Origin of the sequence: Nostoc sp., from assembly GCF_036917135.1 — a bacterium.
Lineage (GTDB): Bacteria > Cyanobacteriota > Cyanobacteriia > Cyanobacteriales > Nostocaceae > Nostoc.
Genome location: NZ_JBALEA010000037.1, coordinates 1 through 16570, shown reverse-complemented (window position 1 = coordinate 16570; position 16570 = coordinate 1). Strand labels below are relative to the sequence as shown.

Genomic DNA, 16570 nt, shown 5'->3' with positions numbered 1-16570 from the left:
GTTGAAATTTTTAAATAGAATGCGACGTGCGTTCCGCCCCGCTTCTCTACGAGACGCTACGCGAACGCTAACGCAGAACAAAAAGCCTATAGGACACATAGCCAATAGGATAGATATTTTTTAAGGCGTGAACCAATTTAACCAACCTTCCCAGTTTTGTACGATGGCAGCAAATTCTGCATAACCTTCTGCTTTTGGGTGAGCGCAGATATTAATATATTGTTATGGCAGTCCTAAATCATTCGGGAAAATTTCTATTCATTCTTCTCTCTGTGTTCTCTGCGCCTCTGTGGTTCGTTAAAAATAGTAATTTTCACAATATGTTAGGCAGGCATCTTGCCTACCTAACGGAATATTACAAAGTTAGTTTTTGGACATTTCACCTCAAGCGACTACAGAAATTTCACGACGGCTTTGTGAAATTAGCCACTGTTGCAACTTCGGATCGCCGTATACCTGATCTGCAATAAAATGATCGCCTTCCGGCAGCACTGTCAAATCGACTTTCCCACCGACTTTGCGTAGGCGCTCAACAAAATGCTCTGTATCCTCAATCGGCAGATTTTTATCCTGTCCACCTTGGAATACCTGAACAGGAATGTCTTTGAGTGCAGCTAGTTCGCTTTCTGCTAATGTTTTTGGTACACGTCCAGACACAGGTACTAAACCTGCGAAGCGATCGGGATGCAAAGCCGCGATATGCCAGATACCCGCCGAGCCTAAGCTGAACCCAGCCAATATCACCCGCGCTGGATCGACGGGTTGGGAAACGAGCAGTTCATCAAGCAAAGCAAGCACATCATCGGCTCGATCTGCCCAAGTCTGTTCAGCCGGAATCTGAGGTGCGGCGAAGACATAAGGTAAGGAGTCGGATAAATCTACGAAACGAGGTAAACCCCATTTTAGTAGCACATTCAAATCCGTACCGCGATCGCGTCCTCCGTGCAGAAACAGTACTAAGGGTGCAGGTTGTTTGGCATTGTCAGAAACAGGCGAGAAAAGATAAGGCAAGGAACCATTGTTAGTGTTGTAAGAGCGTTGTTCGACAGGCATTGTTGTGACTCCTAATTTTATTTGGGAATTGGGCAATTCAATTTGGGATTTTAGATTTGGGATTTTGGATTGGAATTAAATCTAAAATCCCAAATCTAAAATTCCTATTACGCTACTACTAGGCTTTTGTCCACTTGGTTAAATTCGGGGTTACCTACCTTAGATTCGATCGCTGTACCCTTGAAAAATTCGGGGTTAGCTTGGGTGTAAAACTTGTAGGGATTAGCGAATACATAGGATTTAAAGTCGGCTTCGGTAATAACGCCTTCTTGCACCAAATCCCAGCTTTCAGCCAAGGGGGAAGTCAAATCTGGCACATCCCAGTGACCTACATCGGAGGAATAAATCGCGTTGATTTTTACTCCCAAAGGATTGGCTTTGTCATTGAATGCGGCAGCGATGGTGCGATCGTCGGACTCAGAACCAAAGAAGAAACTGTTCACCCAGCGATCGCGGATGTCTTCAGTTGATTCAATACCTGCTGCTGCAAAATCCTCTAGTTCGCTACCAATGGGTGCCCGACTATGACGACTGAATGAAGCTCCGAGTACAGTCTTGGTCAATTCATCCTTATCGAGGGAATGCCCTTGAGTAATTTCAGCCCCATATTGCTCAAATATCTCAAATAGCTCATCGGCATTGGTCAATGCTGGATTGTAGTTTTGCAGTGCCTTGAGATTGCGCTTGGAGAAGCGATCTACCAAATGAATGTAGACGTTGGCACCCCAAGCTGCACCACCTTCGAGCATAGCTACTCGCAACTGTGGAAAACGCTTGGTAACACCACCGAAGAACAACGCCTTAGCAAAAGCTTCTGAACCATCGGCAAAGTGGCCGATATGGTTATTCATGTAGTTACTGATAGAGGAGCGTCCAGTCCAACCCTGACTGCCGTAATGGGTGGTTACGGGTACACCCAGTTCCACGACTTTCGCCCAGAATGGATCATAGTCGTATTCACTATCTAGTCCGTAAAAGTCGATATAAGAAGCATATTTGGCGATTTCGGGGAATTGATCGGCTGGATATTTATCAGCGATCGCTTTTACCGGACGTTTCACCCCGCCAGTAATATTAATCACTTTCAAACCCAGTGTTTTAACGGCAAACTCTAGCTCCTCAATGCCTTCTTGGGGATTGGTCAAGGGAATGCCAGCTACCGGTGTCAAGCGATCGCTATATTTCCGGTAAATATCAGCATGATAGTGATTGACTGCACGTTGTAGCGCCTGACGGTTCTCTGCACTAGCTCCAGCCGGTGCCAGCACATTGTTAGGAAACAGCACCGAATAGTCTGACCCTTGCTCCGCCTGACGCTCATAGAGCAATTCGGGGAGGGTGTAAGTAGCGAGATCCAGTGTGTTTTTGGTAACTCTAGCCCACCAAGGCGATCGGATGGTGCGGTTGTATTGACGTTCTTCAGGGGTTTGCTGATACCAGTCTTTACCGTTGCTCTTGGAGTTAAGACGGGAAGCTTCAGTTTTACGTAACTCGTCTACAAGTTTCACGCCGCCATACTTAGCGATGTAATCTTCAAAAGCTGGGGTGAAATCATTGGTATGAACATCGGTGTCGATTACCGGATAATCAAGGGTTGCTCTGATGGCGGCGGAGCGTGAGGTCTTCAATCGGCTATATTCAGTCATGTTTTTTTCCTTGCCTACTGCACATTATCCGAACAAAAAATTACAGGTTTTTCTCAGCATCCAATGCTGGTAGTAGTTCGCCAAACAAACTTTATAGAGTTCTGTAGGGTGGTGATCTACAGAAGTTGCTGTTTAAAAAGTATGGTTTAAGCATCTGTGAAAAATTCATATAAGCACAGTGCAGAGATGAAAAGTCTTTTACGCCAACACCAATCTCTCATCCACTTGTTTAGCGGCAAAACGATTACCCGGACGACGCAGACCAAGGTTTTCACGCAAGGTACTACCCTCATATTCGGTACGGAACAGTCCGCGTTTCTGGAGGACGGGAACGACTAGGTTAACGAAGTCATCTAATCCTGTCGGGAGGATTGGCGGCATGATATTGAAGCCATCTGCTGCACCGTTGTTGAACCACTCTTCTAGCTGGTCGGCAATGGTTTCAGGAGTACCAAGTATAGTCCGATGACCTCGGGCGGTAGCAAGAGAGAGATACAACTGGCGCAGTGTGAGAGTCCCACGAGTCGTCAAATCTCTAACTAGTTTGAGACGACTTTTGTTAGTGTTGGTGTCGCTGGGTAGTTCAGGAGCCTGATCATCTAAAGAATATTTTGATAAATCTACACCTTTGTAATAGTTCTTTAAAATCCCCCAGGCAACATCGGGATGAATTAACGATTGCAGGAATTCGTACTTCTCTTGAGCTTCTGATTCGGTACGGCCAATGATGGGGAAAGCACCAGGCATGATTTTTAGATCGTCTGGCGATCGCCCATATTGTGCTAGCCTACCTTTGACATCAGCATAAAATTCCTGGGCATCAGCTAGGGTTTGATTGGCTGTAAAAATCGCCTCAGCAGTGCGTGCCGCCAAGTCCCGTCCCGATTCTGAGGCTCCAGCCTGAACAATTACCGGGTAGCCTTGGGGCGGACGACCGACGTTCAAAGGGCCTTTTACAGAGAAATATTTGCCCTTGTGGTTGAGTGTATGCAGTTTATCCGGGTCGAAATAGATCCCAGATTCTTTGTCACGGATAAAGGCATCGTCTTCCCAGCTATCCCATAGACCTTTCACCACTTCCACAAACTCTTCAGCACGTTCATAACGCTGGCTGTGTTCTGGGTGATGTTCAAGGCCGAAATTACGTGCAGCATTCTCATTGCCTGTAGTGACTACATTCCACCCCGCCCGGCCTTTACTCAAATAGTCCAAGGAAGCAAACTTACGTGCCAAGGTGTAGGGTTCTTCATAAGTGGTCGAGGCGGTGGAAATGAAGCCGATATTTTGGGTTACAGAGGACAATGCCGAGAAGAGGGTAACAGGCTCGAAATGAGCTATTTTACCGTTGCGATGCTGAGTTTCTGGAGCGCCCCCCCAGACCCCTGGACTATCCGCCAAGAAAACGGCATCGAATAAGCCGCGTTCGGCAGTCTGGGTAATTTCCTTATAATGCTCGAAATTTAGTCCGGCATCTGCTTGTGAATCGGGGTGTCGCCAAGCAGAGATATGGTGTCCGGTGGCTTGAATGAATGCACCTAAACGAAACTTGCGTGTTGTATTCATGGAATGTAATTCTTTAATGCTCTTCTTGCAACCAAACTTCCCGTTAAGTTGTTTACTAATTGCTCAAAAATCAAATAACCGAACTGTAAGTAACCTGATGTGCAACTTCTTCTTAAAATCCTGCTTCCATTCCCCTTACCCACAGGGAGAGAGACTTTGATTCTTGCTCCCCTTCCTTTGTCGGGAAGGGGTTAGGGGTTAGGTTTGAGAGAAAGTTGCACACGGCACGGCATTAAGTCAGGTTAATACCACAGCAGAATTAAGGATGCTACTGCTTGGCGCTCGAATTACCATAAATTTATCTAGTAATTTTACCCAGCAGATAGAGCCTACACAATATCAACAAAAAAATATGTAGTGGAGATCACAATAACATGAAATACTAATTATTAGTTTCTCGAACATTAAGTATTACAAACTAATTATTTGCTGAATATATAGTTATGCATCAGTAGCACAGGTTGTTACGTTACATATATATGACTTATGCAAAACTACACGGGTGGGGTATTTCTATACCTCACGGAGTTGAAATCTGTTGTAGGTTGAGCTTTTAGACTTTAACTATAAAAATTGCACATTTGATTTTAATAAAAAATATAAATTTGCCATAAAAACATCATTAAAGATTAAGTTCAAACACTGAATTCTAATTACGGCGCATCAGGTGAGCAGTTAATGTAATTTTCAGTATAAATACGCTAAATAAAGAGCTATTTAAATATACAAACAAAAGCCAAAATAAAGATTGACTTTGCTCAATCATCGCTGTTAGAAGTTAAGGAGTGACGCAGACAGGCTGCTCAAAACATTACTGTCTAAATTGTTTTCCCTACTTAATGAGTCTTGATATGAAACCTACTTTATTCACTGCCTTGATTGCCGCTACCGCTACCTTAACCGGATTATTATCCCAAGTAGGAACTGCATCTGCTGCTGGTTTTACTTGGAATAATACCTGGAATCAACCAAAGATATCTAGTGGTTTTAACGCTGATCCTTATCAAAAATTTGTCCAACAAGAAGGTATTGCTCTCCCAAATAGCGGACAAGTTCAATTAGACCCTAATAAATTAAACCTAAAATACGACTACAACGTATCTGTTGACTTTATCAATGAGGGCGCTGGTTATAGAAACCAGTTAGCCTTCAATGCCACAGGAATTACTAACAAGTCTGGACTGCTTTTTAACGATGCTTCTTGTGACGGAGCTGGGTGTATGATGGGCGGGGCCAATAGTGGACTAAAAATCGGTGATGGGGTCAATATTGGTACTATTGCCGGAGGTACTCAACTGGACTTATTTTTGAAAGCTGATGGTTTTAACAATTCCAATGGCAATATCTTTGGTACTCAAACTGCCTCCAATGCTGACGGACTACAGCACGTAGTTGCTTATGCTTATAACAACTACATCATCCTCGGATTTGAGGATTTATACGGGGCTTTACACGCAACTGGTAACTTAAACCAAAATTCTGACCGTGACTTTAATGATCTTGTCGTAGTTCTTGATGTCGGCGAGGCAAATGTTAAAGCATTAATTGGTGCTACCGTTCCTGAACCATCTGTTACTCTGTCAATGTTTGCGGTGGGAGCAGTTAGTATGTTTGGATTGCGTCGTCGCCGTCAAACTCGCACTTCTAACTAAACAATATAGATTACGTTTAGTTTCATTGGGAAATAACAAGTGATTGATCGCATTTTCACCCGTACAAGTATACGGGTGAATTTATGTTTGTAGTGGCATTTATATTCTAAGCTGTCGCGCATTTAATTTGCACAACTAGGGCGCTCATGTTGCCCACCCCACAAGAGATTTATTTTTTGGAGGATGCAAATTAAAAGATTTTTAGCTTATCTATTGCGATCGCGTTCTAAATCATCAATCACTTTTTGCAAATACCACTCGTCTGACATCCCCGGATGGTAATCCTGTTCTTGCTGAATCAATCTTTCGGCAATTTCCCAGTATCCCCCAACCATTCGCAAAAGTCGCTGACGTAGCAGGTGAGATTTTTGCTTTTTTGACTCTGGACTAAATTTCTGGATTTTTTCGAGGCTATTTAAGACTTGTTGATAATTTCCCCAGTCTTCTTGTTCACAAAAGATACTCGCCGCCCGTTGATAATCTTCCACGGCGTTTTGCATTTCTTCTAAGCAAGTATAGGTAATACCACGATTGTAGTAAGCTTGAGCATCATCGGGATTGATTTGTAGGGCTTGGGTGTAATCTTGAATTGCACCGAGATAATTACCCGTTGTTCGATAGGCATTACCCCTGGCAATATAGACTAAGGGATCTTGGGGTTGCATCTGGAGTGCTTGGTTAAGATCCGCGATCGCACCTTGATGATCTCCCAATACAGAACGGGCTTTACCTCGGTTACGATAGACAATAGCATCTTGAAAATTTAGTCGCAATGCTTGATTAAAATCTGCGATCGCTTCTCGATAATTCCCCATTTTACAACGCACAACCCCACGACAGCAGTAAGCTTGGGCATCTTGCGGATCGGCTTTTAATACCCAGTTTAAATCGGCGAGTGCCTCTTGGGTATCTCCCTTTTCAGCTTTTTCTAATAATTGCGTAAAATATTCCTTTGTGGATAAAATTGGCGCATTGGTAGAATGAGATTGCTCTACAACAGGTAATTCCTTGGGTTGTAGCTGTTTAATTCGTTCTAGACACAGGCGACAATTCTCTTTGTCTTGTTGTTCTAGATATAATTGTGCAGCCTTTTTAAAGTTAGCGATCGCATCTTGAATATAACCTTGTTTGCGCCGCACCATCCCCCGGAGATTATAAGCAGCAGCATAATTGAGATTGAGACGAATCGCGCGTTCCACATCCTCCAGCGCCCCTGGCAAATTTTTCAGCGCTACCCTAGCCAATCCACGACAATAATATGCCTCTACACTCTCAGGATTTAGCTTCAAGGCTTCGGTATAATCTGAAACAGCATTAAGGATTGCTCCTGAGTCATAATATGCCAAACCCCGTTGTAAGTAAGCTTCCAGAAAGTAAGGTGTCTGTTGTAAAGCATGGTTAAATTCTTCAATTGCTCCAGCGTAGTCTTTTTGCCTAGCCTTTTCCAATCCTCTATTGTAAAGTTCGTCATTCATGGCATTTGTTTGGTTAATTCAGTTAGTTGAATTCCAGCAGGCTTGTTTCGTAGTCTAACCTATGCACTCATCCTTAATATTCTAAGTATTCACTGTGGCTTTGCTTTATTTCGGATTTTCGATGAAATCAAACGAACACAGCACCCTAAGTTGTTATCAAGGGAATTTGCCAAAATTATTAAATGTATTTTCCGACAAAGTAAAAATAGCTATGTAACTTTCGTTTTTTCCGCCCGACTATTTCCAATTACAAACAAAAAACGTTGGGGAAATGACTACATTCAATTCCCCATATCTCATAGATTATAAAATATTTACAGTTGACTAAAATTATTCTGAAAGCAAGCTAGGAGAAGTCAGTACAAAAACATCAAAACTTCCTTGAGCATCAGTCTGTGGTTTTATGGGATTGGCAAAGTGGAAAAATTCATGATCGTTAACCAATAATAGTTCCCCTGGATTTAGAACTTTGCTAAACACAGGTTTTTCTCTTTTGGCAGTATATAAATGCGTTTCTCCACCTTGAATATTATCTCTATCTACTGAAAATATACCAATAAAATCAGTGCCATCTTGATGGATACCTTCAGGTGCTGGATTACTAAAATTATCTGGCGAACAAATAATTCTAATTTGATGAACTCCGATTTCTGCTTCAGGATGAAGTTTACAAGAATCACTAAATGCTAAGACAAGATTTCTAAAAATATCAAGTTCTATGAGTGCATCATCTAATTCGGCAAACTCTCTTTTTAAGTCACCCATTAATGGATTGTACTCTTTACTTTGAAAGAAGTAGCCATGAGGTAATTTGATTAACTCATTTCCTGATACTGTGAATCGAGATAATCTTCTCGAACGATAGTTATAGTTGCCTTTGATATAAGGGTCAATAGGCATATTCCTAAAAAATGGCTTGAAACCTTCTAGATTTATGGAATTTACTTTTCTTAAAGTAAACAGAAAAGCATATTCTAATTCCGTTTCTGTTCCCAATTCTTGCATAGGATTTACCTCCTTGCACATTAAAATTCTCCCGGATTTTTTCTGGGAGGCTTACAATACTTAGTCTATGCTACTTTTTATTAATATGTTGTTAATTTGACTACAAAAATTGACAATCCATGATATGGAAAGTTGCTCAAGTTCTGCCATAAGGCGGAGTCGCTGCTGAAAATATTTGCTGATGGGGGTTCGGTGGGGAAGGAATCGACGTATATTTAGTAACAGCAACAAGGTTCCATAATGATAGATTGGCTTTACTCTTACCCACCTTTATATCCCGGTATTTTACTCAAGCGTTACAAGCGGTTTTTTGCTGACGTTCAACTTGCTTCTGGGGAAATAGTGACAGCACACTGTCCCAATACAGGTCCTATGACTGGAGTATCGACTCCCCAAAGTGCGGTACAGCTTTCCAAAAGTGATAATCCTAACCGCAAATTGGCTTACACTTTAGAACTAATTCAGGTACATGACAATGAGCCGACTTGGGTAGGCATAAATACTTTTTTGCCCAATCGGGTGGTAAAGCTAGCTTTGGCGAAACATCTTTTCCCCGAATTGGGCGACTATAGCCAAATCAAGGGTGAGGTGGTTTATGGGTTAGATAAAAAAAGTCGAGTGGATTTTTTCTTAACGGGGAGTGATGAGGAACGCCCGATTTATTTAGAAGTGAAAAATGCAACTTTTTCTGAGGGTAGATTAGCCTTATTTCCTGACACGGAGACTACAAGAGGACAAAAGCACTTGCGAGAACTAATGGCGCTGCTACCTCTAACTCGTGCGGTGATGCTTTACTTTATCAATCGCGGTGATTGTATCGAGTTCTCCCCTGGCGATCGCACAGATCCTGTATATGGTAAATTATTACGGGATGCGATCGCTCTCGGTTTAGAAGTCTTACCTTGCCGTTTTGACATTTCTCCCGAAGGTATCCGTTATTTGGGTTTGGCAAAACTAAAAATTTGATTACATCTAATTAAATCTACACCCATAAAACAATAAATCCATCTAGATACTGTCTAGATGGATTTGTTGTTAGTTGGTGTTTAGTGACATACTCCCATTGCTGATTCAGAGTACCGAATACAGTATGGGCTTTTTACCCAACCCGGCTATTGCTGAGGAGTCGATGAACTTTATTAAACAGACAGAATGCCCTAACGCCCCTATACATTAATGTCATATAGATTGGCGATTGGTCATAGGTCTAGTCTGCGGGAATCAAAACGGTGTCAATCACGTGGATGACACCATTATCAGCAGCAACATCTGCTGTTGCAACTGTTGCATCATTGATCTTAACGCCATTAGAAGCGTCAATTTTTACATCTGAACCTTCAACTGTTTTAGCTGTCTTCAGCTTAACTACATCAGCAGCTAGTACCTTACCTGATACAACATGATAGGTCAAGATTTTCTTGAGCTTTGCAGGATCTTTCAGTAAAGCGTCTACTGTACCTGCTGGAAGCTTCTTAAACGCTTCATCAGTAGGTGCGAAGACGGTGAATGGGCCAGCGCCTTTGAGTGTATCTACTAGACCGGCTGCTTGGATTGCTGCAACTAATGTTGTGAAAGAACCATTATTAGCGGCGGTGTCAACTATATTGGCCATGTGCTTTACCTAGTTCTGTGTAACTTGTTACAAATCTAAACTACTTCTTTAATAAAATCTATCTATCGTTAGACGTATGTAAAATAAAATTTTTTATTGATACCATAAAAGTTTATATATATTTTTATCCAAATAAAGAATTATGTGCATACCCTCTGCGTGGATGAGTTCCAACCCAGGTGTGTAGGTGTAGCCCGTCGTAGACATCGCACCCAAGATTGTCAACCCACCACTTTTAATACCAATAAAGTGAGTTAAATTGATCATAAAAATTACTTTGTTGGTATAAATCGAGTTTTAGACAATATTTTATTATCTGGAAATTTACAGGTAAATCTATATCTGGTAGTTATTTCAGGGATTTTTCAGGATTTATCTGCGATCGCTGTAGCTTTTTGTCAGGATTTCTTAACCAAAAATGTTGGTAATGTGCGTACTTAACTGATATTATTTCATAACTAAATACATTTCACTCGCTGTTTGTGTAATTCTACCTGGAAATAATAAATGGCCAATCACACTAATGCTTTTAGCAATTGTGATTGGCCGTTTACAGCACTTTGCAAGTAAATGAAGTACACATCTTAATCTGATAAATCTTGTGGGGTGGGCAGCGTTCGACTGAGCGCTCACGCCGAAGTCCTGCCCGCCCTTGTACCTCATTCAGATGAAATGTGCTGTATTTTCCAGTAGGACTTACGCGCAGTGGCTCCCCTTAAAAAGTTGACTCTTAGGGTTCCCTTTTTAATGAAACTTCTAGGTAATATTTTCCCCAAACTATAACTTTCATGAACAGAAGAAGACTTATTGCTTGGATTGCTACAGCAGTTAGCAGCATGATGCTGGTAATAGGGTTGCAGTTTGTCAATTTATCGCCAGCAAGCTCTGCAACCACACTTAACGTATATGCGGCTGTCAGCTTAACAAACGCGCTGAATGACATTAAAACTCAGTATCAAAATGCTAACCCAGGTGTCAACGTTGTTTATACCTTTGGTGCTTCTGGTACTTTACTGAGCCAAATACAAACAGGAGCGCCAGCAGATATTTTCATTTCTGCTGCCACCAAGCAAATAGATGTCTTGCAGAATTCAACCCCAAGTAAATTGGTGGCAAATAGCCGTAAGAACATTGTTAAAAACCGTCTAGCTTTGATTGTTCCTACGACACCTCTTGTTAGTGCTGGTAGTGCTGCTCTCACTAGCTTTAATGGTTTGACTAACGCCAACATTACTGGCATTGCTATAGGTGACTACACAGGTACTCCTCCAGTGGTGCCAGCAGGAAATTATGCCAAACAAGTTCTTACTAGTCGAGGTATTTTCACTATTATTAGTCCGAAATTATCCCTTGCTAGCAATGTGCGTACCGTTTTAACTGCTGTTGAAAATAAAACTCTTCAAGTTAATGGTGTAAATAAAACTATTGATGCAGGTTTTGTTTACACAACTGATGCTGCCATTTCTAAGAAGGTAAAAGTCGTACAAACTGCTCTAACAAAAGAGAGTGATCCAATTGTCTATCCACTGGGTATACTCACCAGAACTACAGCTTTAACGACAGCACAGAGTTTTTCTAGCTACTTAAGTGGTACTACTGCCCAGAATATCTTTAAAGGTTATGGCTTTCTCCTGCCTTAATCGCCACATTGTTGTCGTGAATTTTGAACTATTTGGAGTCATGTTTCGTGAAGTTTACTAAAAAATTCTCAATTATTGTTTGTAGTTTGACCACTGTCTTCCTTCATGGTGCTGTGATTACCAATACTTATAAATCAGCAGCACAAGCAGAAGGAAAAGAACTGATTTTCAACGGGGGATTTGAAATCGATCCTCTTGTAGATCCTAATAATCCCAATGTTACAAATCCTAATGTTACAGGATGGATTAAGTCTGGTAATCCGATAGATACATCAGTTATTAAAATTAGCAACTTTCCTAAAACTGGGAATCAGGGTTTATCACTTGGTGGATTTTCAAGCATTAGCTATATATCACAGACTATTCGGACAATTCCTGGTAAAAATTACCAAGTTACTTACTATTTAGCATCCATAGAGGAAGCACCTGACCTGAACAATAAATTTCAGGTTTTTATCGGTGGAAAGGAGGTTGATGTGAAAAATAATACTCCTTACCAACCCTATAGGAAATACACATTAGATTTTAAAGCAAAAGGAACATCTACTGAGATCAAGTTTGGTTCCATAGCCAAATATGGGTTTTTGTATTTGGATGATGTGAGTGTTAAGGCTACACCTTAACATCAAGGATAAAACTATGGAGATTCAGGCGTAAATATCTGGCTCCATAGTCTCGATAAGTTTTATTGAAAACTACTTAGATCCGGCATAGATATAACTATCAACTTGTTTGAATCGTCGGAATTTGGAATTATTTGGAGTCAAATTTGATGAATTTAACCAAAAAACTCTTAATTATTGTTTTTAGTGTTAACACTACCTTAGCTAGTACTGCTGTGATTACTGGTACTTATATTCCAGTAGCGCAAGCACAATATGATCCGAACTATGTTCTAGATGCTCAAAACCTTGTTTTTAACGGAGGATTTGAACTTGATCCTCTCGTAGATCCTCATAATCCCAACACTACAAATCCTAATGTTACAGGATGGACTAAGTTTGGCGATGCAATGGATACAACATTGAGTAAAATTAGTAATTTTCCTCATAGTGGTAATCAGGGCTTATCACTTGGTGGATTTGTAGACCTCAGCTATATATCACAGACGCTTTCTACACAACCTGGTCAGACATACGAACTTACTTACTATTTAGCATCTATAGACGAGGCACCTGACCTTGATAATGAATTTCAGACATTTATAGGTGGAAATAAGATTTTTGATCAAAAAAATATTTCTTACCAACCTTACACACCATATAAGTTCGATTTCACAGCAGATGCATCATCCACAGAGTTAAAGTTTGGAAATGTGGATAAATATGGATTCTTACACTTAGATGATGTGAGTGTAATAGTTGTACCTGAGCCATCAAGTATTGGAGCAATAGCAATTGCTGGGTTGTTAGGAATATGGCTGAAGAAAAAGAAGGCAATTAGCTAGAAAAAATAACCCTCTCGGAAAATAATAAAGCGATATCTACACAATTTTTTGTGCTAATAAACTGCTGACAATTTCTCACTGTGTGGACGGGTGAAAAATTAGATCCCCGACTTCTTCGAGAAGTCGGGGATCTGGACATCGCGCATTTTCACAACTCATTTAGGATTGAAGCGATAAAAATCATGACGCGTTTAAATTCTAATGCTAATCAAGCTTAAGCAAAGCAGTGCGACGCCGAATAGCCCGTCGTAGACATCGCTAACCCGCATTCACAGTTAGATTACAATCTAGGTGTAGTTTCTCTGACTGGAGTTGTTCATCGGGTGATTCAATCCGATTCAATGACAAAGCATACCAGACAAGTATTACTTAGTGCGCTCAAGGTGGTTGTCTTGTGCCTGACACTGTTCCTACTATGCACAAGCAATAGTTGGGCGCAAATCGCTACTGACACCAAAATTGCTCCCCTGATTCAGAAGCTAATAGATGACGATGCCCACATCAGTAGCATTGCCGCAGATGCATTAGTTAATATTGGTTCGGCAGCAGTGCCATCTCTGATTGAAGCTCTGAAAAATCAGGATATTAATCTTCGTTGGCACGCCGCTTCGGTTTTAGGAGATTTGGGTGCAGAAGCAGCACCAGCCGTTTCTGCCTTAAGTGCGGCATTGCACGATGAAGATGGACAAGTCCGCCTGTACGCCACTTTAGCTTTAGGAAATATTGGTACAGCAGCCAAAGCAGCAGTTCCATCTTTGATGGCGGCATTACAAGATAAGGAGCAATTCGTTCGCATTTATGTTCCTTCTGCACTCAGGAAAATTGGTGTAGAAGCAAAAGTAGCTGTCCCAGTATTAACTGCTGCCTTAAAAGATAATAACCCCACAGTCCGTTATAATGCTGCCTACGCTCTGGGTGCAATGGGTACAGAAGCAGTATCTTCTGTCCCTAATTTAATTGCCCTGTTGAATGATGACCAATTTTACGTGCGTTTAGGTGCCCTCAAAGGTTTGGGAGGAATAGCCGCAGGTTTTCAGGATAAAGCAAATGCTTTACCTAGCTCAAAGTTGCAGAAAGTCATCTCAGACTTTGAGCAGGTATTGACAACTATCCAAGCACACAAAGATAAATTCACAGAGACGGACAGTAAGCTGATACGTCGCCCTCTCAATGCCCTGAAAGCAGAAAAAGAAACTCGCCTCTTTGATAGAGTTCTAGAATGGCTATTTGGGCATAAATTACTATTGGGAATTGCCGCCTACCTGATCTTATTACCTTCTGTGTGGTTTATTCTCTTGCGGGTAGCCCCTTTATGGTTGTTGAAAATTAACAACGGCCTCAAACCTTATACAGATTTTTCTCTCCCATTTATCAGTGTCAATGTACCTCTGCGATATGTGCTATTTGTTGGCTGGTTTCATTACCATCCCAGAGTATTAGATGCATGGGTAGCTAAATATATTGAAGCAGCCCGCGAACAATTTCCCAAAAAGGATACGGTTAGCAGTCGCGCCTGTTACATTCCCATTCCCGTTGTTCTGGATGGTACAACAGTTCCTCAACTTATGAATGAGAATTTGCGCTCAACTTTTGACAAACAACGTAGCTGTCTAGTAATTACCGGGGAAGGGGGTGTAGGTAAAACCAGTTTAGCGTGTCGAATAGCTGGATGGGCAATGGCTGAGGCTGAAGACCAACAACTCTGCAAACATTTGATGTTACCTGTGCTTTTGGAAGAAGAATTTCGGGTAAGTGAAGGTAAGTTGCCGCTTTTAGAAGCCATCAGAGGACAGTTGCAAGCTTTAATTGATGAACCAGAGCCGATTTGTCAAGAATTACTGTTACGTTTGTTAAGAAAGAAACGGATTCTAGTAATTGTAGACCGGTTCTCAGAAATGAATGCTACTACACGAGAAGCAATTGAGCCGGAGTCGCCAGAGTTTCCGGTGAATGCGTTGGTGATTACTTCCCGAATTGAAGAAAAGCTGGGGCGGGTTAATAAGACGATAATTAAACCCTTGCGGATTGAGGCTAATAAACTATCGTCCTTTATGGAAGCTTATCTGATGCAGCGAGGTAAACGCGATCGCTTTACCGATCAAGAATTTTTTGATGCTTGCAACCGCCTATCTCTCATGGTAGGTCAACATAATATCACTGTTCTACTGGCTAAACTTTATGCTGAACAGTTAATCGCCAGTAGAGAGGTTGCATCTAATATTTCGGCGCTACCAGAGAATATTCCGAATTTGATGCTGGGTTATATCAATGAACTCAATCGTGATGTTACAGACAATCAATTTGATGACCGCACTGTTCATCAAATTGCCAAAACCATCGCCTGGGAATGTTTGCAGCAAAGTTATCAACCAGGAACCGCCAAGCGTGCAGATGCTATTGTTGCATTAGCAAATTTGGGTATTGATGATCCAGAAACCGACCTTGATTATTTAGAAAAGCGTTTGCACCTGATTCAGACTATCGGTTCTGCTAAAGATAGAATCCGTTTTTGTCTTGACCCTTTAGCTGAGTATCTTGCAGGTTGGTATTTAATCGAATTATATGACAATAATGATGGCAAATGGCGATCGCATTTTTTCAAAAAGGCAGATGATTTAGTCAAAACAGGCAGACAAGATGCTATCAAAGGCTTGTTGTTGGCAGTGCGAGATTGCTACTTATCTGAGGTTCAAGGTAGCAAAGAAACCGACTTTGTACCCCAGAAGTTGGGTAAACTGGCTGGGTTTACACCTTCTGTTAATACATCAGCTACTACTGTGCAAACATTAATACCATGAGCGATCGCATTGATGTAAGCATAGCTAAATTCCTCTTTCTGGGTAGTGATGTACATTCAACTGAAATTTATTGTTTATTCTTTATAGCAATTCTCATTTGAATGGGTACTGGGTAGAGACATTGTAAATCCCTGTTAAATTACCTCCACCATCGCGCTACATCCACAATCGCACGGGCAATTTCTGCCGTTGCTGCTTCACCACCTAATGCAAAGATAACTGGAAACAATGCCTTGATATCTTGCAGCAAGTCAGGGCGAGTGCGAAGAGAGAGTTGATGAAGTGTATCTTGCCAAAGGGGGAAAAGTTCGGTAGATGGCATTTGTGACAAACTGTCAGCTAAGGCACTCAAGGCTTTGGCACGAGAAGACTCAGACTGAATCGCCCTGGCAGCAGCAAGGGCTTCTGGCAATAACTCTGGCAGTTTCTCAGCTAAGGCACTCAAGGCTTTGGCACGAGAAGACTCAGACTGAATCGCCCTGGCAGCAGCAAGGGCTTCTGGCAATAACTCTGGCAGTTTCTCAGCTAAGGCACTCAAGGCTTTGGTACGAAAAGACTCAGACTGAATCGCCCTGGCTGCTACCAGGGCTTCTGGCAATAACTCTGGTGGCAGTTTCTCAGCTAAGGCACTCAAGGCTTTGGCACGATAATCCTCATCCTGAATCGCCCTGGCAGCAGC

The 16570-nt window shown here is 41.7% G+C and carries 13 protein-coding genes and 1 pseudogene; 6 read left to right on the top strand and 8 right to left on the bottom strand.

The genetic code is table 11. The features are described 5' to 3' along the window. Positions 1–384: 384 nt before the first annotated feature. The 3 genes from V7K50_RS10850 to V7K50_RS10840 form a co-directional block, all read right to left on the bottom strand. A complete protein-coding gene (locus V7K50_RS10850) occupies positions 385–1053 on the bottom strand; it encodes a dienelactone hydrolase family protein (RefSeq protein WP_334959846.1) in 669 nt (222 codons plus the stop codon). Positions 1054–1160: 107 nt separating this feature from the next. Further along, complete coding sequence (locus tag V7K50_RS10845; RefSeq protein ID WP_334959844.1) at positions 1161–2699, bottom strand: amidohydrolase family protein; 1539 nt, start codon at positions 2697–2699, stop codon at positions 1161–1163. Between the two features lie 198 nt (positions 2700–2897). Next, the gene (locus tag V7K50_RS10840) at positions 2898–4262 is read right to left on the bottom strand and encodes an LLM class flavin-dependent oxidoreductase (RefSeq protein WP_334959842.1); all 1365 of its coding nucleotides are present in this window, start codon (positions 4260–4262) and stop codon (positions 2898–2900) included. A gap of 851 nt (positions 4263–5113) precedes the next feature. On the opposite strand from V7K50_RS10840, the gene V7K50_RS10835 reads away from it, so the two are divergent. Next, entirely contained in the window at positions 5114–5914 is an 801-nt protein-coding gene (locus tag V7K50_RS10835) for a DUF4114 domain-containing protein (RefSeq protein WP_334959840.1), read from the top strand. A gap of 206 nt (positions 5915–6120) precedes the next feature. On the opposite strand, the gene V7K50_RS10830 is transcribed toward V7K50_RS10835, so the two are convergent. Together V7K50_RS10830 and V7K50_RS10825 are read right to left on the bottom strand one after the other, a co-directional pair. Next, the gene (locus tag V7K50_RS10830) at positions 6121–7389 is read right to left on the bottom strand and encodes a tetratricopeptide repeat protein (protein ID WP_334959839.1); all 1269 of its coding nucleotides are present in this window, start codon (positions 7387–7389) and stop codon (positions 6121–6123) included. A 330-nt stretch (positions 7390–7719) separates the two neighbouring features. Continuing rightward, complete coding sequence (locus tag V7K50_RS10825; protein ID WP_334959837.1) at positions 7720–8394, bottom strand: 2OG-Fe dioxygenase family protein; 675 nt, start codon at positions 8392–8394, stop codon at positions 7720–7722. A 240-nt stretch (positions 8395–8634) separates the two neighbouring features. On the opposite strand from V7K50_RS10825, the gene sfsA reads away from it, so the two are divergent. Further along, a complete protein-coding gene (gene sfsA / locus V7K50_RS10820; RefSeq protein WP_334959835.1) occupies positions 8635–9360 on the top strand; it encodes a DNA/RNA nuclease SfsA in 726 nt (241 codons plus the stop codon). A gap of 241 nt (positions 9361–9601) precedes the next feature. Here the strand turns inward: sfsA and V7K50_RS10815 are convergent, their stop codons facing one another. Beyond that, entirely contained in the window at positions 9602–10006 is a 405-nt protein-coding gene (locus tag V7K50_RS10815; RefSeq protein WP_334959833.1) for a fasciclin domain-containing protein, read from the bottom strand. Between the two features lie 93 nt (positions 10007–10099). Beyond that, entirely contained in the window at positions 10100–10273 is a 174-nt protein-coding gene (locus tag V7K50_RS10810) for a hypothetical protein (protein ID WP_334959831.1), read from the bottom strand. A gap of 521 nt (positions 10274–10794) precedes the next feature. On the opposite strand from V7K50_RS10810, the gene modA reads away from it, so the two are divergent. The 4 genes from modA to V7K50_RS10790 all read left to right on the top strand — a co-directional run bounded on the left by modA (position 10795) and on the right by V7K50_RS10790 (position 15891). Next, positions 10795–11646 carry a molybdate ABC transporter substrate-binding protein gene (gene modA / locus V7K50_RS10805; RefSeq protein WP_334959830.1) on the top strand — a complete coding sequence of 284 codons (852 nt, stop codon included), beginning with the start codon at positions 10795–10797 and terminating at the stop codon, positions 11644–11646. Between the two features lie 47 nt (positions 11647–11693). Next, positions 11694–12269 carry a DUF642 domain-containing protein gene (locus V7K50_RS10800; RefSeq protein WP_334959828.1) on the top strand — a complete coding sequence of 192 codons (576 nt, stop codon included), beginning with the start codon at positions 11694–11696 and terminating at the stop codon, positions 12267–12269. 149 nt (positions 12270–12418) lie between these two features. Further along, positions 12419–13093 (top strand): DUF642 domain-containing protein, encoded by a 675-nt coding sequence (locus V7K50_RS10795; protein ID WP_334959826.1) that lies wholly within the window; start codon positions 12419–12421, stop codon positions 13091–13093. Between the two features lie 323 nt (positions 13094–13416). Next, entirely contained in the window at positions 13417–15891 is a 2475-nt protein-coding gene (locus tag V7K50_RS10790) for a HEAT repeat domain-containing protein (RefSeq protein WP_334959824.1), read from the top strand. A gap of 139 nt (positions 15892–16030) precedes the next feature. On the opposite strand, the pseudogene V7K50_RS10785 reads toward V7K50_RS10790, so the two are convergent. After that, a pseudogene (locus V7K50_RS10785) lies at positions 16031–16570 on the bottom strand (hypothetical protein); the annotation flags it as partial.